The organism is Sphingobium amiense, assembly GCF_003967075.1.
Lineage (GTDB): Bacteria > Pseudomonadota > Alphaproteobacteria > Sphingomonadales > Sphingomonadaceae > Sphingobium > Sphingobium amiense.
The window spans coordinates 1,747,508-1,771,173 of the sequence record NZ_AP018664.1; the positions used below are offsets into that span (position 1 = coordinate 1,747,508).

20 protein-coding genes are annotated in these 23,666 nt (G+C 65.7%); 14 read left to right on the forward strand and 6 right to left on the reverse strand.

What is annotated here, in order from left to right; all coding sequences use genetic code 11:
- Positions 1–12: 12 nt before the first annotated feature.
- Entirely contained in the window at positions 13–381 is a 369-nt protein-coding gene (locus tag SAMIE_RS08385) for a ribonuclease E inhibitor RraB (protein ID WP_066697468.1), read from the reverse strand.
- The gene (gene carA / locus SAMIE_RS08390) at positions 378–1,556 is read right to left on the reverse strand and encodes a glutamine-hydrolyzing carbamoyl-phosphate synthase small subunit (RefSeq protein ID WP_066697474.1); all 1,179 of its coding nucleotides are present in this window, start codon (positions 1,554–1,556) and stop codon (positions 378–380) included. Before carA ends, SAMIE_RS08385 begins: the two co-directional genes overlap by 4 nt.
- 156 nt (positions 1,557–1,712) lie before the next feature.
- Here carA and SAMIE_RS08395 point away from each other — a divergent pair, with 156 nt between their 5' ends.
- The 8 genes from SAMIE_RS08395 to SAMIE_RS08430 all read left to right on the forward strand — a co-directional run bounded on the left by SAMIE_RS08395 (position 1,713) and on the right by SAMIE_RS08430 (position 9,931).
- A complete protein-coding gene (locus SAMIE_RS08395) occupies positions 1,713–2,165 on the forward strand; it encodes a GatB/YqeY domain-containing protein (protein WP_066697477.1) in 453 nt (150 codons plus the stop codon).
- 62 nt (positions 2,166–2,227) lie between these two features.
- Positions 2,228–2,626, forward strand: coding sequence for an endonuclease domain-containing protein (locus SAMIE_RS08400; protein ID WP_066697481.1), 399 nt, complete (start codon positions 2,228–2,230; stop codon positions 2,624–2,626).
- Positions 2,623–4,527 (forward strand): DNA primase, encoded by a 1,905-nt coding sequence (dnaG, locus tag SAMIE_RS08405; RefSeq protein WP_066697483.1) that lies wholly within the window; start codon positions 2,623–2,625, stop codon positions 4,525–4,527. Before SAMIE_RS08400 ends, dnaG begins: the two co-directional genes overlap by 4 nt.
- A gap of 42 nt (positions 4,528–4,569) precedes the next feature.
- The gene (gene rpoD, locus SAMIE_RS08410) at positions 4,570–6,618 is read left to right on the forward strand and encodes an RNA polymerase sigma factor RpoD (RefSeq protein WP_066697485.1); all 2,049 of its coding nucleotides are present in this window, start codon (positions 4,570–4,572) and stop codon (positions 6,616–6,618) included.
- Between the two features lie 155 nt (positions 6,619–6,773).
- The gene (locus SAMIE_RS08415; RefSeq protein WP_066697488.1) at positions 6,774–7,454 is read left to right on the forward strand and encodes a DUF6975 family protein; all 681 of its coding nucleotides are present in this window, start codon (positions 6,774–6,776) and stop codon (positions 7,452–7,454) included.
- A 77-nt stretch (positions 7,455–7,531) separates the two neighbouring features.
- Positions 7,532–8,377 carry an AAA family ATPase gene (locus SAMIE_RS08420; RefSeq protein WP_066697492.1) on the forward strand — a complete coding sequence of 282 codons (846 nt, stop codon included), beginning with the start codon at positions 7,532–7,534 and terminating at the stop codon, positions 8,375–8,377.
- A 2-nt stretch (positions 8,378–8,379) separates the two neighbouring features.
- Complete coding sequence (locus SAMIE_RS08425) at positions 8,380–8,787, forward strand: GFA family protein (protein WP_066697495.1); 408 nt, start codon at positions 8,380–8,382, stop codon at positions 8,785–8,787.
- 100 nt (positions 8,788–8,887) lie between these two features.
- Complete coding sequence (locus tag SAMIE_RS08430; RefSeq protein ID WP_066697498.1) at positions 8,888–9,931, forward strand: hypothetical protein; 1,044 nt, start codon at positions 8,888–8,890, stop codon at positions 9,929–9,931.
- A 3-nt stretch (positions 9,932–9,934) separates the two neighbouring features.
- Here SAMIE_RS08430 and SAMIE_RS08435 read toward each other — a convergent pair whose 3' ends face one another.
- Positions 9,935–11,314, reverse strand: coding sequence for a methyl-accepting chemotaxis protein (locus SAMIE_RS08435; protein WP_066697500.1), 1,380 nt, complete (start codon positions 11,312–11,314; stop codon positions 9,935–9,937).
- 130 nt (positions 11,315–11,444) lie between these two features.
- Here SAMIE_RS08435 and SAMIE_RS08440 point away from each other — a divergent pair, with 130 nt between their 5' ends.
- Both SAMIE_RS08440 and SAMIE_RS08445 read left to right on the forward strand, forming a co-directional pair.
- On the forward strand, positions 11,445–12,620 hold the full coding sequence (locus SAMIE_RS08440) for a vWA domain-containing protein (RefSeq protein WP_066697509.1): 1,176 nt from the start codon (positions 11,445–11,447) through the stop codon (positions 12,618–12,620).
- 241 nt (positions 12,621–12,861) lie between these two features.
- Positions 12,862–13,299, forward strand: coding sequence for a DUF1003 domain-containing protein (locus tag SAMIE_RS08445; protein ID WP_066697510.1), 438 nt, complete (start codon positions 12,862–12,864; stop codon positions 13,297–13,299).
- Between the two features lie 4 nt (positions 13,300–13,303).
- On the opposite strand, the gene SAMIE_RS08450 is transcribed toward SAMIE_RS08445, so the two are convergent.
- Complete coding sequence (locus SAMIE_RS08450) at positions 13,304–14,401, reverse strand: anhydro-N-acetylmuramic acid kinase (protein ID WP_066697511.1); 1,098 nt, start codon at positions 14,399–14,401, stop codon at positions 13,304–13,306.
- Positions 14,402–14,526: 125 nt separating this feature from the next.
- Between SAMIE_RS08450 and tyrS the strand changes: the two genes are divergently transcribed.
- On the forward strand, positions 14,527–15,744 hold the full coding sequence (gene tyrS / locus SAMIE_RS08455; RefSeq protein ID WP_066697512.1) for a tyrosine--tRNA ligase: 1,218 nt from the start codon (positions 14,527–14,529) through the stop codon (positions 15,742–15,744).
- 79 nt (positions 15,745–15,823) lie between these two features.
- The gene (locus tag SAMIE_RS08460) at positions 15,824–16,180 is read left to right on the forward strand and encodes a PilZ domain-containing protein (protein WP_066697517.1); all 357 of its coding nucleotides are present in this window, start codon (positions 15,824–15,826) and stop codon (positions 16,178–16,180) included.
- On the opposite strand, the gene SAMIE_RS08465 is transcribed toward SAMIE_RS08460, so the two are convergent.
- Positions 16,152–17,228, reverse strand: coding sequence for a mechanosensitive ion channel family protein (locus tag SAMIE_RS08465; RefSeq protein WP_066697520.1), 1,077 nt, complete (start codon positions 17,226–17,228; stop codon positions 16,152–16,154). The two genes, SAMIE_RS08460 and SAMIE_RS08465, sit on opposite strands and share 29 nt — an antisense overlap.
- 170 nt (positions 17,229–17,398) lie before the next feature.
- The gene (recG, locus tag SAMIE_RS08470; RefSeq protein ID WP_066697523.1) at positions 17,399–19,462 is read right to left on the reverse strand and encodes an ATP-dependent DNA helicase RecG; all 2,064 of its coding nucleotides are present in this window, start codon (positions 19,460–19,462) and stop codon (positions 17,399–17,401) included.
- 144 nt (positions 19,463–19,606) lie between these two features.
- Here recG and SAMIE_RS08475 point away from each other — a divergent pair, with 144 nt between their 5' ends.
- Together SAMIE_RS08475 and mfd are read left to right on the forward strand one after the other, a co-directional pair.
- A complete protein-coding gene (locus SAMIE_RS08475; protein ID WP_066697524.1) occupies positions 19,607–19,873 on the forward strand; it encodes an FAD assembly factor SdhE in 267 nt (88 codons plus the stop codon).
- Between the two features lie 114 nt (positions 19,874–19,987).
- Entirely contained in the window at positions 19,988–23,449 is a 3,462-nt protein-coding gene (gene mfd, locus SAMIE_RS08480; protein WP_066697527.1) for a transcription-repair coupling factor, read from the forward strand.
- The last annotated feature ends 217 nt before the right edge of the window (positions 23,450–23,666 follow it).

Below are 23,666 nucleotides of genomic sequence, written 5' to 3' on the forward strand. Positions count from 1 at the left end.
TTAGGTCGATCATCAATGCACGCCCCCCGCCTGCGCTTCGCAGCCCCAGCCGTCATATTCGACGCCGCAGAGGATTTCGATCTGGAGGCACTTTTTCGTCAGCGCACGGATCGAGGCTTCATCGACCGGCTGCACGCATTCGAGGAATAGGAACAGGTCGCCATCCTCATCTTCCTCCCGGTCCAGTTCGACAAAGCCGAACTGGCTGGCGATGGTCAGAACGCGCTCGAAATCCTGCTCGCTGCCCCGGAAGCTGACGTCCACGGGCCGGGCCATGCGCGCGACGTCGCCGTTGGCGGCGAGGTTGGCGAGAACCTCACGGTCCGCCTCCCACTCAGCGGCGAGGCGCGCTTCGTCGACGGGGGGCAGGTTCTGGCTCACGCGGCGACTGAACCTTTGATGCCATCGACGAACCGCTTGAACAGGTAGAAGCTGTCCTGCGGACCCGGCGAGGCTTCGGGGTGGTATTGGACCGAGAAAGCGTTTTTATCCGTCAGTTCGATGCCGCAATTGCTGCCGTCGAAGAGCGACACATGGGTGGCGCGCACGTTATCGGGCAGCGTGTCGGCGTCGACCGCGAAGCCGTGGTTCATCGACGTGATCTCGACCAACCCGTCCGACAGGCGCTTGACCGGGTGGTTCGCGCCTCTGTGGCCCTGATGCATCTTGATCGTCTTCGCGCCCACGGCCAGCCCGAGAAGCTGGTGCCCCAGACAGATGCCGAACACCGGCACATTCTCGGTCAGCAGCGCGGCGATCACCGGCACGGCATAGGCGCCGGTCGCGGCGGGATCGCCGGGGCCGTTAGAGAGAAACACGCCGTCGGGCTTCTGCTCCATCACCTGCTCATAGGTGGCGGTGGCGGGCAGCACGGTGACGCGCGCGCCGGCCTTCACAAGGTTGCGGAAGATATTGTTCTTTGCGCCATAGTCGATGGCGACGACATGGGGGCGGTCGTCGGTCGCCTCCCCTGCCCCATAGCCAAAGCCCAGCCGCCACACGCCGTCTTTCCACAGGCGGCTTTCCTTGCCGGTGACTTCGATGGCGAGGTCCATCCCCTCCAGCCCCGGCCAGCCAGCCGCCTTCGCCGCCAGAGCCTCAATGTCGAAACTGCCCTCGGGATCGTAAGCGATCACCACATTGGGCGCGCCCTTCACCCGGATGAGCCGGGTCAGCGCCCGCGTATCCACGCCCGCCACGCCGATCCGCCCATTGACCCGCATCCACTGGTCGAAAGGTTCGACATTGCGGAAATTGCTGGGCGCGGTCACGTCCTGCCGCACGATGCAGCCGAGCGCATAAGGATTATCGGCCTCCACATCGTCGAGGTTCGTGCCGACATTGCCGATATGGGGGAAGGTGAAGTTGATGATCTGCCCGGCGTAGGACGGATCGGTCATGATCTCCTGATAGCCGGTGATGGACGTGTTGAAGCAGAGTTCGCCCACCGCTTCGCCGACCGCGCCGAATCCGCGCCCGAAAACCGCGCTGCCATCGGCAAAAACCACGACCCCTGTCGCTCCTTTGGGCACAATGAGGGTCTTGGCGTCAGCCATGGTCTGCGGTTCCTTCTTATGCTTTTGCGGGAACCCGTCTGATGCGGGTTAAACGGCCGGTCAGGTAGGCGCGTGGCCCCACAAGGTCAACGTCTGTTAAAAATCTCTTTTGCCGCTATATCTGCTTCTTTCCGCAAGACACAGGATTAGCTCGCCATGATTCGCGACACCATCAAGAGCGCCCAGATCGAATCGATGAAGGCGGGCGACAAGGAACGCCTTGCCGCGGTGCGCCTGATCCTCGCCAAACTGAAGGACCGCGACATCGAACTGCGCACCGCGTCGAGCGTGCCGGACGACGACGCCGTGGTCGTGGAGGTGCTGCAGAAGATGGTGAAGCAGCGCCGCGAATCGATCGACATGTTCAAAAGCGGCGGTCGCGAGGAACTGGCGGCGAAGGAACAGGCCGAACTGGACGTGATAGAGAGCTTCCTCCCGGCCCAGATGACCGAGGACGAAACGAAGGCCACGATCGAAGGCATCAAGGCGGAAGTCGGCGCGGAGAGCGTCAAGGATATGGGCCGGGTGATGGCCGTGCTGAAAGAACGCCACGGCAGCGTCATCGACATGAGCAAGGCAAGCGGCCTGGTGAAGGCGGCCCTTTCATAGGGCGCTTCACCTATTCCCCTCCCGCTTGCGGGAGGGGTCAGGGGAGGGCATGTTCGGCACCGATGGATAAAGGCTACGCCCGCCCTACAGCAAAAGCGCGCGCCCTGCGCCACAATGCGACGGAAGCCGAACGAACATTGTGGCGGGCGATCAGTGCCCGGAAGGTCGCTGGCATCCGGTTCAATCGCCAAGTGCCGATCGGCCCCTTCATTTGCGATTTTGTGGCACGTTCGAACAGACTCGTAATGGAAATCGACGGTGGCCAGCACAACGAGGATGCCGATGCAGAACGGACCAATTATATCGAGGCCCAAGGTTTTCGCGTGATCCGCTTCTGGAACCATGATGTCTTGGGCAACATCGAAGGCGTTATCAGTGAAATCGAACGGGTGATAGCGGACATGCCCTCCCCCGACCCCTCCCACAAGCGGGAGGGGAGTATGGCCGGCGGAGCCTCATGACCCTCACCCCGCAATTTCTCGACGAACTGCGCGCCCGCACGTCGCTGTCGACGCTGATAGGCCGGACGGTGAAGGTGCAGAAGGCGGGTCGCGAACATAAGGCCTGCTGCCCGTTCCATAACGAAAAGACGCCCAGCTTCACAATCAACGACGAAAAGGGCTTCTACCATTGTTTCGGCTGCGGCGCGCATGGCGACGCGATCCGCTGGATGACCGATCATCGCGGCCTGCCCTTCATGGAGGCGGTGAAGGAACTGGCCGCCACCGCCGGAATGGATGTCCCCGCCCCCGACCCGCGCGCCGCGAAACGGGCCGAACAGGCGAAGGGGCTGCATGACGTGATGGCGGCGGCGCAGGATTTCTTCGTCGCGCAACTCGACTCCATCGAAGGCGCGGAGGCGCGCGCCTATCTGAACAAACGCGGCATCAGCGAGGCCACGCGCCGGGCTTTTGGTTTCGGCTTCGCGCCCGACTCGCGCGGAAAGCTGAAGACCGCGCTCAGGGAATTTGGCGACCCGATGCTGATCGAGGCAGGGTTGCTCATCGAGCCGGATGGCGCCGAGCCGGATGGCGAAAGCAAAAGAAAACGCGAAAGCTACGACCGCTTCCGCGGCCGCCTCATGCTGCCGATCCGCGACATTCGCGGGCGGGTGATTGCCTTTGGCGGGCGCATTCTCGGGACCGGCGAACCCAAATATCTGAACTCGCCCGACACCCCCCTTTTCGATAAGGGGCGCACGCTTTACAATATCGACCGCGCTTCCCCGGCCAGCCGCCAGACCGGGCGCATCATCGTCGTCGAAGGCTATATGGACGTGATCGCGCTGGCGCAGGCGGGCTTTGCCGATGCCGTCGCGCCGCTGGGCACCGCACTCACCGAGCACCAGATCGAGCGCCTCTGGAAGATGGTGGAGGTGCCCATCCTCTGCTTCGACGGCGACAGCGCGGGGCAGAAGGCCGCGATCCGCGCCGCCGCCCGCGCCCTTCCACTGCTGCGGCCCGGCCACAGCCTCTGCTTCGCGACGCTTCCGGCGGGGCAAGACCCTGACGATCTCCTCCGCGACAGCGGCCCCGCTGCGATGGACGCGGTGCTGGACAAGGCGCAGTCGCTGGTCGAGCGCTTGTGGAGCCATGAGATAGCAGCCGCCCCGCTCGACACGCCCGAGCAGAAAGCCGCACTCAAACAGCGGCTGCGCGCCCTGTCCGATTCGATCCAGCACCCCGATGTGCGTGCCCACTATGCCCATGAGTTTCGCGAGCGTTACGACGCCCTGTTCTTCGCGCGGCGGGACAGCCAGAACGCCCAGCCGCGCGGCACGGGGGGCAACTCCGCGCCGCGCTGGCAGCGCGACCGGCGCGGCAACTGGAAACCGCCCCTCCCGCCCGCGGGCACCGAAGCGCGGGCGATCGGCGTGAGCGGGCTGGAACAAAGATTGCTGAGCGCCGTTCTTGCCAGTCTGCTGCGCCATCCCGACCAGATCGCGCCGCACCGCGAGCCGCTTTCGGCCCTGCGAATCGCGGATCCGGTCCTCTCGCAACTGCTCGGGGCGATGATCGAGTGCTCGCTGCGCAAAGAAACAGTTGAAACGCATGCCCTCCTTACCATATTGGGCCAAGGTGAAGTGTATAATAGGGCCAAGGGGATGCTCCGGGCCGACACGTTCTCACTCACCCCACACAGGATGACAGCCGATCCCGGTCGCGTGGCGCGCGATCTGGAGGAAGCTGTGCGGGTGATGGCGCAGGGACCGGAGCTGGAAGCGGCGCTGGTGGAAGCAACGAGGCGGTTCGAGAAGGACTTCAGCGAGGAAAATTTCGCTGAGCAGCAGCGCATCCGCGCGCTAAAGGCCGATCACGACCGACGACTGGCGGAACTCGTGCAGCCCGAAGATGGTATTTGATTGCGGTGCCCTGACCGGCATCGCGAAGTGCAAGGCGAAGTAATGGCGACCAAGGCGAACAGCAAGAATAACGGCGCGGGCGATGGCGAGGATGGCGGCGATGCTCCCCTGCTCGACCTCAACGAAGCGTCGGTCAAGAAGCTGATCGCTCGCGCGAAAAAGCGCGGCTACATCACCTATGACGAACTGAACGACGCCCTGCCGCAGGACCAGATGTCCTCCGAGCAGATCGAGGATGTCATGTCCGCGCTCAACGACATGGGCGTGAACATCGTCGAGAATGAGGAAGCCGGCGAGGACGGCGACGATCAGCGCGACGACGACACCGACGATTCGGCCGAGGAAGGTTCGGACGACGACGGCCCGAAGCTCGTCACCGAAAAGAAGAAGGAAACGGTCGACCGGACCGACGATCCGGTGCGCATGTATCTGCGCGAAATGGGCGCTGTCGAACTGCTGAGCCGCGAGGGCGAAATCGCCATCGCCAAGCGGATCGAAGCGGGCCGCGACACGATGATCCTCGGCCTGTGCGAAAGCCCGACGACCTTCAACGCGATCATCGAATGGTCGACCGCGCTCAACAATGGCGAAATGCAGCTCCGCGAGATTCTCGATCTCGACGCGATGCTGTCCAAGGACCCGGCGCCCGAAAATCTCGAAGAGGGCGCCGAGGACGACGATGGCGAGATCAGCGAAAAGACCGCCGGTCCGAGCTTCAAGGAAGAGGAAGAGCCGGAGGAGGAGCCTGCCGACTCGGACGAGGATGAGGACGGCCTGACCGAACGCCGCGCCCGCCGCACCGAGGAGGATGAGGAGGAGGACAACACGCTCTCGCTCGCCCAGATGGAAGAAACGCTCAAGCCGATGGCGCTGGAGAAGTTTGCGACCATCACCGAAATCTTCCGCAGCTTCTCGCAGGCGCAGGAAGCGCGCATGCTCGCCATGGCGAACGGCGACGCTCTCAGCCAGAAGGCGGAGGACGATTATCAGGCGCTGCGCGAAAGCCTGACCGCCGAGGTGGAAAGCGTCCAGTTTCACCAGCAGAAGATCGAATATCTGGTCGACCAGCTCTACGCCTATAACCGCCGCCTGACCGCACTGGGCGGGCAGATGCTGCGTCTGGCGGAGCGGCACAAGGTCAGCCGCAAGGACTTCCTCGACCGCTACGTCAATCACGAGCTGGACGACGCATGGCTCGACAAGGTCGGCGGTCTCGACAAGAAATGGTCCGCCTTCGCCGCTGCCGAAGCGAACGCCGTAGAGCGCATCCGCAACGAGGTGAGCGAAATCGCGCAGGCGACCGGCATGTCGCTGAGCGAATTCCGCCGCATCGTCAACATGGTGCAGAAGGGCGAGCGTGAAGCCCGGATCGCGAAGAAGGAAATGGTCGAGGCGAACCTTCGCCTCGTCATTTCCATCGCTAAAAAATATACGAACCGCGGCCTGCAATTCCTTGATCTTATTCAGGAAGGCAATATCGGCCTCATGAAGGCGGTCGACAAGTTCGAATATCGCCGCGGCTACAAGTTCAGCACCTACGCGACATGGTGGATCAGGCAGGCGATTACCCGCTCGATCGCGGATCAGGCGCGGACCATCCGCATCCCGGTCCACATGATCGAAACGATCAACAAGCTCGTCCGCACCAGCCGCCAATTCCTGCACGAGCAGGGCCGCGAGCCGACTCCGGAAGAGATGGCCGAGCGTCTCTCCATGCCGCTGGAGAAGGTGCGCAAGGTGATGAAGATCGCCAAGGAACCGATCTCGCTCGAAACGCCGATCGGCGACGAGGAGGACAGCCACCTTGGCGACTTCATCGAGGATAAGAACGCGATCATTCCGGTGGACGCGGCAATTCAGGCGAACCTCAAGGAAACCGTCACCCGCGTGCTCGCCAGCCTTACCCCGCGCGAGGAGCGCGTGCTGCGCATGCGCTTCGGCATCGGCATGAACACCGATCACACGCTGGAGGAAGTGGGCCAGCAGTTCAGCGTGACCCGCGAACGCATCCGGCAGATCGAGGCGAAGGCGCTGCGCAAGCTCAAGCATCCCTCGCGCAGCCGCAAGATGCGCAGCTTCCTCGATCAATAAAAAGAACGCCGGTAAACCTGCGTTAACCATCCGTGACGGAAAAGGGCGGCTTACAGGGCCGCCCTTTCTGCGTTCGTATACCGGACGTTTACCCCGCTGCGCTATTGCCTTGCCTCACCCATCCCGCCCCGGCGGGGCAGTTTGGAAGGTCTGGCATGAGCGAAGCGGCACTGCGCTATCAGTTCGGCGATATCGCGCGCATCCTGGAAGCGCTGGTGGCGTCCGATGGCACGGCCTCGCACGCCTATGCCAATCGCGCCAGCACCGGCGTGTCGCGGCAGGCGCTTTTGTCCATCGCCGATCTCGCCGACGCCGCTTATTATCTCTGCATGCTCCATGGCCGCCACCCCGGCGTCGTCGATCATGCGGCGACCCGTTCGGCGGACAATGCCGCCCGCCACTGGCTGATCGAGGCGGCAGACGGTTTCGCGCGCGAACGCTCCTATCTGACGCAGGTGACGGTCGCCGCCGGCCCAGCCCCCAGCACGGCGGGTCAGGCCGATTGCGAAACGGCGGTCAGCCAGCAGCGGCATGCGCTCGACATGCTGGCCCAGTCCGACCGGCGCGGCTGCGCCATGGGCGCGGCGATGGCGCTGGTGCTCGACTGGCGCGCGGTGCGCCATGTGCTCGACATGGCGGCGATTCGCGTAGGGGTGGAGCCGCAGACGTGCATCCTGCCGGATCGCGCCGCGACGCTCGATGTCGCGCGCGCCGTGGGCGGGGAAGACGGCATCGACCGCGCGATCCAGTTCGGCGCGCGCCAGCTTCTGAACCAGCATCGCGGCCTGTGGGATCTGCTCGCCGCGCGGGCCGACGTGCGCGCCCGTCAGGCCTGACGCGCCTTTAACGATTGCACCCTCCCCACGCTTTGCCCTAGGCGCGTTGCACGCAGCAACGGGAGGCAAACGGGCTTATGCGTTTTGAAGGCACGCAGGATTATGTCGCCACCGACGACCTGAAGGTCGCGGTCAACGCCGCCGTGCTGCTGCGCCGCCCGCTTCTGGTGAAGGGTGAGCCGGGCACCGGCAAGACCGTGCTGGCGCAGGAAATCGCCGCCGCGCTCGACGCTCCGCTCATCGAATGGAACGTCAAATCGACGACGAAGGCGCATCAGGGTCTCTACGAATATGACGCCGTCGCCCGCCTGCGCGACGGCCAGCTCGGCGACCCCCGCGTCCACGACATCGGCAACTATATCCGCAAGGGCAAGCTGTGGGAGGCGTTCACCTCCCCCCGCCTGCCCGTCCTCCTGATCGACGAGATCGACAAAGCCGACATCGAGTTTCCCAACGACCTGCTCCAGGAACTCGACCGCATGGCCTTCCACGTCTACGAGACGGGCGAAACCATCGCGGCGGCCGAGCGGCCGGTGGTCGTCATCACCTCCAATAACGAGAAGGAACTGCCCGACGCTTTCCTGCGCCGCTGCTTCTTCCACTATATCAGGTTCCCGGACCGGGAGACGATGGAGAAGATCGTCGAGGTCCACTTCCCCGGCATCCAGAAAATCCTCCTGTCGCGCGCGATGGACATTTTCTACGACATCCGCGAAGTGCCCGGCCTCAAGAAGAAGCCGAGCACGTCCGAGCTGCTCGACTGGCTGAAACTTCTCCTCAACGAGGATATGCCACTCGACGTGCTTCAGAACAGCGATCCCGCCAAGGCGATTCCGCCGCTCCACGGCGCGCTGCTCAAGAATGAACAGGATATCATGATGTTCGAACGCCTCGCCTTCATGTCGCGCCGGCAGGGCCGCTGACGATGGCGCACGAAGGCGGATGCCTGTGCGGCGCGGTGCGCTTCTCGATCGACGCTGCCCCCCTCACCGCGCGCCGCTGCTGGTGCCGCCTGTGCCAGTATCTGAGCGCGGGCGGCGGCACGGTGAACGTCATCTTCCCGCGCGAGGCTCTCCATCTCACCGGCGAAGTCCGCTGGCATGAGGATGTGGCGGACAGCGGCAATGCGATGCAGCGCGGCTTCTGCCCCACCTGCGGCACATCGCTGCTCAGCCGAACGGAGGTGCGCCCGCATCTTGTCGTCGTGCGCGCGGGCGCGCTCGATGACCCCGCGCGCATGGCGCCGCAGATGGAAATATGGACGGAGGCCGCGCCAGACTGGGCGGTCCTCAATCCCGCCCTTCCCCATCATCCGGCGCAAAATCCGCAATAGCCAAATCGGCGCTTGCGTCCGCCGGTATTGGCTGTAGCCTCTCCCCATCGTTCAAGGCCGCGCGAAGACGGTCTGGATCTGGAGAGGGTTGCCGATGCGAATGCCCGCCCGAATTGCCTCCGTCGCGCTGCTGGCCGCTGGCCTGTGCGGCATGACGACGCCCGCGCTCGCCGCCGGGGAGCCGGAGGCATGGACGCCGACCGCGACCGCTCTGCGTGCGCCCGCCGCCGGAATCGTCCTGCCCCAGACTGTAGGCGACCTGTCTCTCGCCAAGAGCGGCGAAGCCTCCAACGGCGGCCGCGCCATCGACAATTATGCGCAATATCTCTCCGAAGACGGCGAGATTCAGGCGACGCTCTACGTCTATATGCCGACCTACGCCGACGCCGCGCTCGCTGCCTATATGACAGACAAGGCGATCATGGCGCGGTTCGGATCGAAGACCCGGCGCACCGCCTATGCCAGCGCGCCCGTGGGCGGCCAGCCGGGCCGCGCCATCCGCGCCGTCTATGACGATGCGGCGGACGGCGCACTCACGACCGCGGCGGGCTTCGTCCATGCCGGGCGCTGGATCGTGAAGCTGCGCGTGACGGGACCGACCGCGCGTCGCGCCGAAGTGGTCGCCGGGCTCGACGCCATGCTCGCCAACCTTGCGGTTGACGATCCCGCCACACTTCACGCGGCCACCCCCGTCCGCTTCGCGCAATGCCCCGCGTCCGACACCGCGCAGGCCAGCCTTGCCCCCGCCGCGACCGGCGAAACCGCCCCGCCGCGCGATGTCGGCATCCCCCGCGACGGTCAGGACAGCCTCTGCGTCCGGGGCACGATCGCGACCGCCGACGGCCGCTTCGAGATGCTGCAACAGGCGGGCCGGGCCGACGGCCCCATCATCGTGCCGATGGACGACAGCGGCACCCTGCTCGCGCTCGATCCGGCGCAGGACGGCGCCGGCTACCGGCTTTCGATCCATATGGTCGGGCAGACGGACCTCTACGGCACCTATGACCGGGCGCCCAATGCAGCGCAGGTCGCCGCCATCATCGACGGCACGGACCCCCAGACCGCGCAGGCCGCTGCCGTCGCCGCCTATGCGGCCAATGGCGATGTCACGGTGCGGCGCGCCTCGACCACGGCGGTGCGCTGATCCTCAGATCAGATAGCCGACCTCATAGACGCCCCAGCGCCGCCCGGCGAAGACCAGCGGCACGAACACGCTGCGCAGCGCGCGATAACGCCCCTCGCCCAGATCCTGCCGGTAGGTGAAGAGGAAGAAATCCCCCTCCCCGTCCAGCGCGCGACGGGTCTGGCCGTCCATGAAAATCTGCCGGTTGCGCGCATGATCCATATTCCATTCGCGCGCGCCGGGCCGCTGGGGCTGGCTCCGTTCGCTGATGTGCGTGGGCAGATAGCCGTTCATGTCGATGAGGCAGCAGCCCACGATCGCACTGTCCTGCGCCGTCCGGCGGTCCAGCACCGGCTGGACGAAGGCATCGGCGAACCGGGTGAAGCCATTTTCATATTGCGGCGGGTCGGACCCCGCGACAGGGCTGTAGGCCGTATCGAACAGCGCATCCCGATCCAGCCGCCCATCCTTCAGCGCCTGTTCGATCAGCGCCGATATTTCGTCCGCCCCTTCCTCCGCCAGCGCGATGTAGCGGCTGTTGCGCGTGCGCCCCGGTCCGTGCGCCGCGCAGTCGAGCATGGCGTTGGCCATCCCCTCCAGCGTTTCGAGCTGATCGCGCGCGCCATCGACCCGGCTGGCATTTTCCGTCGCCGAACGCCGGAACAGCGCCAGCCCCTGACGCAGCGCCGTCACGTCGCCATCGGCAGCGTCGGTGCAATGGACGATAGTGTGCGAACGCTCGTTGAACTGACTGACCAGCGCGGCGATCTCCGCCATGGAAACGCGAAGCTGGTCGATATGGTCGCTGACGTCGCGGCTGCGGCGGATATTGGCTTCCACCCCGCCGATCAGCAGCCGCGCGTCACGATCCAGTTGGCCGAGCTTTTCGCCCACCGACGCCGCGCAATCGCCCGCCTGTGCGGCGAGGCGGCGGATTTCTTCTGCCACGACGGCAAAGCCCTGCGTCGCTTCGCCGCCCCGCGCCGCCTCGATGGCGGCGTTGACGCCCAGCAGACGCGTCTGCCGCGCAATCGCGCCCAGTTCATCGGAAATGCCGCCCACCGCCTCGATGACGGTCAGGAACTGGCGCAGATGCCCTTCCTGCCCGCCCACCTGCCGCGCCAGATCGGTGACTTCGCCGATGGACAGGCCGACTGTCTCATGCCCCTGGGTGATGATCTGTTCGGCGCGTTGGGCCGTCAGGCTCAGTTCCTGCGCGGCGGTGACGCTTTCCGACTGGCTCGCCGCCAGCCGGTCCATATGCGCGCCCAGTTCGCCCAGACGCAGGGCGTCGGCCTGGATACGGCGGTTCACTTCGCCCAGAAAGCCTGCAGTTTCGCTGCATTGCAGCGCGATATCGCCTGACCTTTCCCCCAGGTCAGCCAGTAAGTCGCTATTTTCCAACTTTTCCCCGCTCGAACCGCTTATGTTGGATAGTGCCCTATTAACCATGCACTGCAACACTTAATATTTCTCTTCCGTCACGACCTTTGTCGCATCTTGCATCTCGCCTGCGCTTGATCGACAAGGCGCCATGCTTCTCGATTTTCTCGACGCCCTGCGCGCCGCCGGTATTCCGGCCGGCATCAAGGAGCATCTGCTGTTGCTGGAGGCGCTGGACGGCGACGTGATCCAGCGGCGGCCCGAGGACTTCTACTATCTCGCCCGCGCGACCTATGTGAAGGACGAAGGGCTGTTCGACCGCTTCGATCAGGTCTTCGCCAGAGTGTTTCGCGGCGTTCTGGGCGGAGAAGGCGTGGAAGCCGAAATCCCGGAAGAATGGCTGCGCCTCGTCGCCGAAAAATATCTGACGCCCGAAGAGATGGAGAAGATCAAATCGCTGGGCGACTGGGACGAGATCATGGAGACGCTGAAAAAGCGTTTGGAGGAACAGCAGGAGCGGCATCAGGGCGGCAACAAGTGGATCGGCACCGGCGGCACCTCGCCTTTCGGCAATGGCGGCTATAACCCCGAAGGCGTCCGGATCGGCGGCCAGTCCCGCCACAAGCGCGCGATCAAGGTGTGGGAAAAGCGCGAATTCGCCAATCTCGACAACAGCCGGGAACTGGGCACACGCAACATCAAGGTGGCGCTGCGCCGCCTGCGCCGTTTCGCGCGCGAAGGCGCTGCGGACGAACTGGACCTCGACGAAACGATCCGGGGCACCGCGCGGCAGGGCTGGCTCGACATCCGGATGCGGCCAGAACGGCACAATGCGGTCAAGCTGCTGCTCTTCCTCGACGTGGGCGGCTCCATGGACCCGTTCGTCAAGCTGACCGAGGAACTGTTTTCCGCCGCCACCGGCGAATTCAAGAATATGGAATTCTTCTACTTCCACAATTGCCTCTATGAAGGCGTGTGGAAGGACAATCGCCGCCGCTTTGCGGAGCGCACGCCGACCTGGGACATCCTCCACAAATATGGCCATGACTATAAGGTGATCTTCGTCGGCGACGCCGCGATGAGTCCCTATGAGATCAGCCATCCGGGCGGGTCGGTCGAACATATGAACGAGGAAGCGGGCGCGGTCTGGCTCCAGCGCGTCGCCCGCACCTATCCCGCGACCGTCTGGCTCAACCCGGCGAAGGAAGCCTATTGGGACTATAGCCAGTCGACCAAGATGGTCCGCGATCTGATGAACGACCGCATGTATCCGCTGACGGTCGAGGGGATTGACGCCGCCATGCGCGAACTTACGCGCAAGCGCTGACCTTCCGCGTCTTCCACATGACCGATTTGTAACCCTCGGCGGCCTTGACCTTGCGTCCGGCCGGGCGCATGTCGGCGGAGGATCGGGCGCAGGCGCGATCCTTTTTCCGCAACTCCCGAGAGGGGACCATGTCCAGTAGCGACCATAGTCGAACGACCGTCCCGATGGGAGCGCAGGCGAGCCGCTAACGGCCTTGCCTCTTGCAGCGACCATCGGCACGGTCGCTCCCAAGAGGTGATTTATGAATGCAGCCATCCGTTTCCTCACGGCCCCGCTCCGCCGCGCGCCTGCGTCCCGCGACGTCTATGAGGTGTTCGACAGCGGCCTGACCTTCGGTGAAAAGCTCGCCGACCGCGTCGCCGCCATCGGCGGCTCGTGGACCTTCATCATGGGTTTCGGCCTGTTCCTCGCCGCCTGGGCGGTGCTGAACACGGTCATCCTCGCGAAGCACGCCTTCGATCCCTTCCCCTACATCTTCCTCAACCTGATGCTGTCGATGCTGGCGGCGCTTCAGGCGCCCGTCATCATGATGAGCCAGAACCGGCAGGCGGCGAAGGACCGTCTGGAGGCGCGGCTCGATTATGAAACCAACATCCGCGCCGAATCGGAAATCGCGGCGCTGCACGAAAAGGTCGACCGCCTGCTCGAACGGCTCGACGCCGCCGGACAGAAGGCGTGATCGCTCAGGGGCGGAACAGCACGCCGCCGCTGATCGGCTCGGGCGCGCCGGTGGTGCCGGGGAAACTGATCGCCAGCCCCTTGAGGCTGCGCACCGCCATATAGGCAAACCCCTGCGCCTCCAGCGCGTCGCCGTCCCAGCCAAGGCCATCGACCGGCAGCACCGCTGCCCCCGTCCGCTCCGCCAGCATCGCCATCAGCGTTCCATTGTGCCGCCCGCCGCCCGCGACATGGACGGTGGCGGGCCGCTCGGGGAGGTGCTCAATCGCGCGCGCCACCGCCGCTGCCGTAAAGGCGGTCAGCGTCGCCGCCCCGTCCTCCAGCGAAAGCCCGCGCACCGGGTCGATGCTGAACTGCTCCCGGTCGATGCTCTTGGGCGGCGGCGCGTTAAACCATGGGTCCGCCATCATCGCCTCCAGCCGCGCTTCGTCCACCGCGCCCCGCGCCGCGCACGCGCCGCCCTCGTCGAACGCCGCGTCGCCATGCGTCTGCATCCAGTTGTCGATGAGGCCGCTCGCCATGCCGGTATCGAACGCGATCAGCGTCCCGTCCGCGCCGATGAAGGTGATGTTGGCCACCCCGCCCAGATTGAGCACCGCCGCTGGCTTCTCCAGTCCCGCCGCCAGCGCGCGGTGATAGACCGGCAGCAGCGGCGCGCCCTGCCCGCCCGCCGCCACGTCCGCGCTGCGCAGATCGCCGACCACCGCGATGCCGAACGCCCCCGCCAGACCCGCGCCGTCCCCGATCTGCCACGTCCAGCCCCGCTCGGGCCGGTGCGCGACCGTATGGCCGTGAAAGCCGATGACGCCGATGTCTTCCGCAATATGCCCGCTCCGCCCCAGCAGGTCGGCCACCGCACGCACATGCAGTTCGGTCAGTTCCCCCTCGACCGCGGCGATCAGCGGCTCGAAACCCGGCGTCTCCATCGCCATCGCCCGCGCGCACGCCTCGGTCAGGCGCAGGCGAAACCCCTCGTCATAGGGCATGGCGTGAAACGCCACCGGCGTCACCGCGGCCTCCCCGTCCGTCTCGATCAGCGCCGCGTCGATCCCGTCGCGCGACGTGCCGGACATCAGGCCGATTGCAAGGGTGGATTGAGGCATATCGTGACATTCCGTTCGGGCTGAGCCTGTCGAAGCCCCTTACTAGAAAGAAGTGACGCCCTTCGACAAGCTCGGGGCGAACGGCATCTTTCCGTTCACCGGCTGCGATGCTACAGGCCCGCGCCATGAGCAACTACCAGTCCGACCTCCTGCGCCTGCTCGACGAGCGGGGCTATATCCACCAGTTGACCGATGCGGCCGGCCTCGACGCCCTCGCCGCGAAGCAGGTGGTGCCGGGCTATATCGGCTTCGATCCGACCGCGCCTTCGCTCCATGTCGGCAGCCTCGTGCAGATCATGATGCTCCGCCGGATGCAGCAGGCGGGGCACAAGCCCATCGTCCTGATGGGCGGCGGCACCGGCAAGATCGGCGACCCCTCGCTGCGCGACGAAGCCCGCTCGCTCCTTACGGTCGAGAAGATCGCCGAGAATGTCGCCAGCATCAAACGGGTGTTCGAACGCTTCCTGACCTTCGGCGACGGCCCGACCGACGCGATCCTGGTCGACAATGCCGACTGGCTCGACGCGCTCGAATATATCCCCTTCCTGCGCGACATCGGCCAGCATTTCTCGGTCAACCGGATGCTGAGCTTCGACAGCGTGAAGCTGCGCCTCGACCGCGAACAGTCGCTCAGCTTCCTCGAATTCAACTATATGATCCTTCAGGCCTACGACTTCCTCGAACTGTCGCGGCGGGCGGGATGCCGGCTCCAGATGGGCGGGTCGGACCAGTGGGGCAATATCGTCAACGGGATCGAGCTGTCGCGCCGGGTCGACGGCACGCCTGTCTACGGCCTGACCTCTCCGCTCATCACCACGGCGGACGGCGGCAAGATGGGCAAGACCGCCAAGGGCGCGGTGTGGCTGAACGCCGACGCGCTCTCGCCCTACGACTATTGGCAATTCTGGCGGAACACGCAGGACGCGGACGTGGGGCGCTTCATGCGCCTCTTCACCGACCTGTCGCTCGATGAGATCGCCCGGCTGGAAGCACTCGAAGGCGCGGAGATCAACGAGGCGAAGAAGATCCTCGCTCATGCCGCGACCGCCATGGCGCATGGCGAGGACGCCGCCGCCGCCGCCGCCGAAACCGCCCGCCGCACCTTCGAGGAAGGCGCGTCGGACGCCAATCTGCCGACCGTCAGCCTTGGCGGCGAAGCACTCACCGTCGTTCAGGCGAACACCGCTCTGGGCTTCGCGACCTCCAACAAGGAAGTCCGCCGCAAGCTCGCCGAGGGTGCGATTCGGGTGAATGGCGAAGTCGTGACGGAGCCGACTATCATCTTGAAAGCAGGCGACAAGATCAGTTTCGGCGCAAAAAAGCACGGCCTGATCGTCGACTGACCGCAAAGCGGGTCCAATGGCGCGGCGTTAACCATGCTCGCTGGGAATTTGTTCATTTCCAGCGGCATAGCCTCACCCCATGTCCTCATCGGTCTTCGCCAATCTCGGCCACGTCCTTCGCTCCCGCGACCCTGCCGTCGACCAGCGGCGCGCCCGGCGCGAGCTTGTCGATATGGTAAGCCATGTGACGGCGCGCGGGCGCACGCACGATGTCCAGATCATCAACATCTCCGCGCTCGGCCTCATGTGCCGGACCGACGCCGCCCTGCTCAAGGGCGAGCGCGTGACCTTCTGGCTGCCGGTCCTGAACGACTATGCCGCCGAGGTCCGCTGGGTCGAGGAAGGCCGTGTCGGCGTGGAGTTCGTCTCCCCCATCGCGCCGCGCCTCTACGATACCCTGCTCAGCCTCATCCCGCCGCGCCGGACAGCCTGGTAAACCCCTCCCCCGCCTCGATCCGCTGACGGCTGCGCACCAGCGCTTCGGGCATTTCGGCGCGCAGGAAATCCAGCATCGCCTCCCGCACCTCGCACCGCAGGTCGAACGCCACCCCTGCATTGCGCGCCGACAGCAGCCCGCGCAGTTCCAGCGCATCGGCGCGGTGGTCGGTCACCTGCAGGATCGCGACGCGCCCGTCCCAGCGCGCATTCGCCTTCACCGCCGCGACGAACCGCTCGCGGATGCGCCCTATATCGGCGGCCGGATCGACATAGAGGAACACCGTGCCCAGCAAGTCCGATGTTTTCGTCGTCCAGTTCTGGAACGGCTTTTCGAGGAAATAGGATACCGGCACTACCATCCGCCTGTCGTCCCAGATGCGCACGACGACGTAGGTCAGCTTGATCTCCTCGATCCGCCCCCATTCGCCCTCGACGATGACCACATCGTCCAGCCGGATCGGTTCGGAAAAGGCCATCTGCACGCCAGCGATCAGATTCTTGAGCGCGGGCTGCGCCGCCGCGCCCACCGCCAGCGCGGCGAGGCCCGCCGACGCCATCAGCGATACGCCGATGGTCCGCACGCCCGGAATCGCGATCAGGATCATCGCGATCACCAGGAAACCCACGACGCACTGCGCGATGCGATAGAGGATGCCGACCTTCGTGCGCTGCCGCCGCGCCTTCAGATTATCCTCGACGCTGATGTCGGCATTGCGCTCGAACATCGCCTTGGCCGCGCGCATACCCCGCAGGATCAGCCAGCCGACGAGCAGCGCGAACAGCATCCGCGACCCGATACCCCAGATTTCCGCCACGCGCGGCCCCAGCGCGATCGACTTCACCCCCGCGCTCAGCGCCAGCAGCACCACCAGCCACCGTGTCGGATGGAAGATTGCGGGCAGCAGCGTCGGTTCGATCCGGGATCGTCGCACGATCCGCAGCGCGATCCAGTAGAGCGCCCAATGGACGAGGAAAGCGACCGCCACCGAAGACAGGATCGAAACGGCCGCCATGATCGAGATATGGGAGAGGCTGAGGTCCGGCATCCCCCCGCAACGCCAGGCCACGCCGGATTGTTTCGCAGGTGCGAAAGGTTTCTCCCTTAACCGTCACCCCAACAAACTCATCGTCACCCCAGCGAAGGCTGGGGTCGCCATCGTCATCATCGAAACGCCAGAGATGCCAGCCTTCGCTGGCATGACGAAAAGGCGGCGTCTCACCCGCCGCGCAACAGGCCCACCGCCGCATCCTTCTCGAACAGATAGAGGCAGGTTCGCGCCGCCTGCCCCCGCGCGCTGTCGAGGCCGCCGTCCCGTTCGATCAGCAGATGCGCGTCGTCGCGCGCCGCATCGACCAGCGCCGCCACATGCTCAGGCGTTGCCAGCTTCAGCGCCGCCTCGCCCGACTGCCGCGTGCCCAGCACCTCGCCCGCGCCGCGCAGCTTCAGATCCTCCTCGGCGATGCGGAACCCGTCATTGCTTTCGCGCATCAGCGCCAGCCGCGCCCGCGATGTCTCGCCCAGAGCATTGCCGCGCAGGAGGATGCACACGGACGGCTTGTCCCCCCGCCCCACGCGCCCGCGCAACTGGTGCAACTGCGCCAGTCCGAACCTATCCGCGCCTTCGATGATGATGAGGCTACTGTTCGGCACATCGACGCCGACTTCGATCACCGTCGTCGCGACCAGTATCTGCGTCCGGTTCGCGGAGAAGGCCGCCATCGCGGCGTCCTTCTCCGGCCCCTTCATCCGCCCGTGGACGAGGCCGACCCGTTCTCCGAACCGGAGCTTCAACGACTCCGCCCGCGCCTCTGCCGCCGCCTGATCGCTGCTCTCGCTCTCCTCGACCAGAGGGCACACCCAATAGGCCTGTCCGCCGCCCTCGACATGGCGGGCCAGCGCCTCAACCACTTCATCGAGCCGCGCCGCCGACATGACGAGGGTCTGGATCGGCTGGCGGCCCGGCGGCATCTCGTCCAGCCGCGACACGTCCATCTCGCCATAATAGGTCAGCGTCAGCGTGCGCGGAATCGGCGTCGCCGTCATCACCAGCAAATGCGGCGCGCGTTCCGCCTTGTTCGCCAGCATCATCCGCTGCGCCACGCCGAAGCGATGCTGCTCGTCGATCACGGCCAGCCCCAGCCGCCTATACTGCACCGCCTCCTGAAAGATGGCGTGGGTGCCGACGAGAATGTCGATGCTCCCGTCCGCGAGGCCCATCAGAGTCGCCTCGCGCACCCTGCCCTTTTCGCGGCCCGTCAGGATCGCAATCTCCACCGGCAGCCCCGCCGCCATTCTGCGCAGCGTCTCATAATGCTGCCGCGCGAGGATTTCGGTCGGCGCCAGCATCGCCCCCTGCATCCCCGCCTCGACCGCGTTCAGCAGCGCCATCAACGCCACCAGCGTCTTGCCCGATCCGACATCGCCCTGCAGCAGCCGCAGCATCGGCGTCGCCTGCGCCATGTCGCCCTCGATCTCGCCTATCGCCCGCCGCTGCGCGCCCGTTGGCGCGAAGGGCAGTTTCAGCATCGCGCGCAGCCGCCCGTCGCCCTCGATGGGCACCCCGCGCCGCCGCCGCGACGATTGCCGCACCAGCATCAGCGCCAGTTGCCCCCCGAAAATTTCGTCATAGGCCAGCCGCTCGCGCGCCATGGCGTCGGAGGGATCGGCATGCACTCTCTCCAGCGCCTCGCGCCAGCCCGGCCAGCCCTTCTGCCCGATCAGGCTCGGCTCGATCCATTCGGGCAGCTCGGGCGCGCGGCTGATCGCCTGCGCCGCGAGATCGCGCATCCGGTTGTTGGTCAGCCCCTCCGACAGGCCATAGACCGGCTCACGCGGCGGGATCGTGCCCGCTTCTTCCGGCGGCAGCACATGGTCGGGATGCACGATCTGGAGGTTCTCGCCATAGGCATCCAGCTTGCCCGACACGAATTTCGGCTCGCCCAGCGGCAGCAGCTTGCGCGGCCAGCCGCTGTTCTTCCCGAAATAGACGAGGCTGACGCCATTCCCCTCCCCGTCCACCGCCTGCACCCGGAAAGGCGCGCGCGCGCTGCCGCTGGCGCGATAATCGACCGGCGTCAGCATGATCCCGATCACCCGCCCCGCGTCGCCCATGTCGAGTCTGTCGGTCAGCTTCCGGTCTACCCAGCTCACCGGCAGATGGAAGGCGACATCGACCGCGCGCGCCAGCCCCAGCCGCTCCAGCGGGCGGGCCAGCGCGGGGCCGACTCCCTTGAACAGGGAAATTTCGGCAAAGAGCGGATTGAGAATATCGGGTCGCATGTCTATCTGAGCCGCTCTAGAGCATTTTCGAAGCGGCCGGAACGGCCGCTGACCCGGAAAATGCGCCAACAGATAACGCCGGCCGGGACGGTCCTTCAAACACCCGATTGGCTGGGCTGCCCATGCCTGCTAAAGGAACAAATTGTGAACGACAATCCCGAGATGCGCCGCATCCAGTTCCGCGCATGGCATCGCGGCACGCGGGAGGCGGACTATATCGTCGGCGGCTTCTTCGACCGTTATCACGCGACATGGAACGCAGATGAAATCGCATGGTTTGAACGCTTCATGGAGGAACAGGACGCCGACATCATGGGCTGGGCGCTCGGCACCATCCCCGTGCCGCCGGAATGGCAAGGCCCGATGATGGACCGCTTCCTGAAACTCGACTTCGTGAAGATCCAGAACTGACCTTATCCCCCCTCCCGCCTGCGGGAGGGGGCAGGGGGTGGGCTTTCACTACCCTTTGCGTCAAGCCTGCCCACCCCTAGCCCCTCCCGCAAGCGGGAGGGGAATGAGTTGTAAATGACCGACCTCCCGAAAATCCTCCGCGCCAGGGCGCCCCTCACCCTCTCCGGCGTCCCGGCGGGGTTCCAGCCATGGCTCCTCGCCGACATCGCCCGCGCGGCAACGACCCGCGCGATGTTCATCGCAGCCGATGAACAGCACGCCCGCGCCATCGCCGACACCGCGCCCGCCTTCGCGCCGGAACTGGAGGTGGTCGAGATTCCGGCCTGGGACTGTCTGCCCTATGACCGCGCCAGCCCCTCGCTGCGCGCCGCCTCCGCGCGTCTCGCGGGTCTCTACGCACTTCAGGCGAAACCCAAAGGCCCGCAACTCGTCGTCACCACGCTCGCGGCCATGACCCAGCGCACCCTCACCCCCTTCCGCGTGCGCCAGCTCGTCGCAAAACTCGCGCCCAAGGAACGGATCGCGATCCAGCGCCTTGCCGACATGCTCCAGGCGAACGGCTATGTCCGCACAGACACCGTCCATGACCGGGGCGAATTCGCCATCCGCGGCGGCATTGTCGATCTGTTCCCCGGCGGCGAGGAACAGCCGCTGCGCCTCGACTTTTTCGGCGACGAGATCGAGACCGTCCGCCGCTTCGACCCCGCCGACCAGCGCACCACGGGCAGCGTCGACGGCTTCACCCTCCTCCCCGCCTCCGAAGCGCTGCTGGACGAAGACACGATCAAGCGCTTCCGCCTGCGCTACCGCGAAACCTTCGGCGCGACCGCGACCGGCGACCCGCTCTATCAGGCGGTCAGCGACGGCCGCCGCCTCGCGGGCATGGAGCACTGGCTCCCGCTGTTCGAGGAAAAGCTGGTCCCGCTGACCGACCATCTGGGCGATGCCGTCATCGTGCGCGACCATGGCGTCGCGGGCGCGGCGGACAGCCGGTTCGAGGCGATCCGCGACTATCACGCCAACCGGGTGCAGGCGAAGTCCGCCGATCCCGGCTCCTATCGCCCGCTGAAGCCCGAATCCCTCTATCTCGACGCCGCCGAATGGGACGCCGCCGTGGCGAGCGCGCCCATGCACGCCACCACGCCCTTTCATGAGCCGGAAAGCGCCGCCGTCCTCGACTTCGCGGTGGACGGCCCCCGCGACTTCACCCCCGAACGCACGCAGAACGCCAACATCTACGAAGCCGTCGGCAAGCATATCGACTCGCTCCGCCGCCAGAAGAAGAAGGTCGTCATCGCCAGCTATTCCGGCGGCGCGCGCGAGCGCCTCTCGGGCCTGCTCGCCGACCATGGCGTATCCCGCCTCGCCGCCGCCGACGACTGGCAGGAGGCGCTGGGCCTCGCTGCGGACGGCCGCGTCACGCTCATCGTCCTCGGCCTCGACCACGGCTTCACCGCGCCCGATGTCGCCGTCCTCACCGAACAGGACATGCTGGGCGACCGGCTCGTCCGCCGCGCCAAGCGCAAGAAGAGCGCCGACGCCTTCCTCCAGGAACTCGCCACCCTCACTCCCGGCGACCTCGTCGTCCACCGCGATCACGGCATCGGCCGCTATGACGGGCTCACCCAAATACCGGTGGCGAAGGCCCCGCACGATTGCGTCGCACTCGAATATGCGGGCGGAGACAAACTCTACGTCCCCGTCGAAAATCTCGAAGTCCTCTCCCGCTACGGCTCCGAAACCGATGGCGTAAGCCTCGACAGGCTGGGCGGTGAAGCGTGGCAGCGGCGCAAGGCGAAGATGAAGGAGCGCATCCGCGAAATCGCGGGCGAACTCCTGAAGACCGCCGCCGCCCGCGCGCTGCGCCCCGCCACGGTCGCGGAACCGGACCATGCCGGCTACCCCGCCTTCGTCGATCGCTTCCCCTATCAGGAAACCGACGATCAGGATCGCGCCATCAGCGACGTGATCGAGGATCTTGGCGCGGGCAAGCCGATGGACCGGCTCGTCTGCGGCGATGTCGGCTTCGGCAAGACGGAGGTCGCGCTGCGCGCCGCCTTCGTCGCGGCGATGGCTGGGATGCAGGTCGTGGTGATCTGCCCCACCACCCTGCTCGCGCGCCAGCATCATATGAATTTCGTCGACCGCTTCCGCGGCTTCCCCATCGAGATCGGCCGCCTCTCCCGCCTCGTCCCCGACAAGGAAGCGAAGGCGGTGAAGGCGGGCCTTGCCGATGGCAGCATCGACATCGTCGTCGGCACCCACGCGCTGCTCGCCAAGGGCATCGAATTCAAGCGCCTCGGCCTCGTCATCGTGGACGAGGAACAGCGGTTCGGCGTCACCCACAAGGAACGCTTGAAGTCCCTCAAGACCGATGTCCACGTCCTGACGCTCACCGCCACGCCCATTCCCCGCACGCTCCAGATGGCGATGTCGGGCCTGCGCGAACTCTCCGTCATCCAGACGCCTCCCGTGGACCGCCTCGCGGTGCGCACCTATGTCATGCCGTGGGACGGCGTCGTCATCCGCGAAGCGCTGCTGCGCGAACATTATCGCGGCGGACAGAGCTTCTTCGTCGTCCCCCGCATCGCCGACCTGACCGAAATCGAGGATTTTCTCCGCACCGAAGTGCCCGAGGTCAAACCCATCGTCGCCCACGGCCAGATGAGCGCCACCGAGGTCGAGGAGCGCATGTCCGCCTTCTACGACAAGCGCTATGACGTGCTGCTTTCGACCACCATCGTCGAATCCGGCCTCGACATCCCCAGCGCAAACACGCTCATCATCCACCGTGCCGACCGCTTCGGCCTCGCCCAGCTCTATCAGCTTCGCGGGCGCGTGGGCCGGTCGAAGACGCGCGCCTATGCCTATATGACGACGCCCGCCAACCGCATCATCACCGAAACGGCCGAAAAGCGGCTCAAGGTGCTGTCGGACCTCGACACGCTGGGCGCGGGCTTTCAGCTTGCATCCCACGATCTCGACATTCGCGGCGCGGGCAACCTCGTCGGCGACGAACAGTCGGGTCATATCAGGGAAGTCGGCTTCGAACTCTACCAGTCGATGCTGGAGGACGCGATCCTTGACGCCAAGGCGGGCGGCATTGCCGCCGAACGCCGCAGCGAGGATTTCTCGCCGCAGATCACAGTGGATGCGCCCATCCTCATTCCCGAGGAATTTGTGCCCGACCTCGACCTGCGCATGGGCCTCTACCGCCGCATCAACGAACTGGAGGACAGGCAGGGTCTCGAATCCTTCGCCGCCGAACTCATCGACCGCTTCGGCAAGCTGCCGCTGCCCACGCAAAACCTGCTCAAGATCATCGAGATCAAGCAGAATTGCGTCGCCGCCAACATCGCCAAGATCGACGTGGGGCCAAAGGGCGCGCTGGTCAGCTTCTTCGAGGATCGCTTCCCCCGGCCCGAAGGTCTCGTCGCCTATATCCAGCGGCTCGACGGCGTCGCGCGGCTGCGTCCGGACAGCAAGGTGGTGGTGAACCGCGCCTGGGCCGACCCGCAGGCCCGCCTCAACGGCGCGCTGCAACTGTCGAAGGGGTTGGCCAAGGCAGCGGCATAGGGTGTCGCGTCCGTGTCGCGCCGGTGTCGCGCCGGTGTCGCCTGCGCGTCGCGTCCGTGGCGCGTCGCTGTCGCCTTCATGCTCCCGTCCGGCGCAGATCTGCGTCGGAAAGGGCGCACAACGGTGTGAACTTCGGCGGATTTCGACTGTCGCGTCGGCGACGTCTTTCTTCATGATGCAGCAACGGACCGGCAACAGCCCTTGCCTACATCGGCCA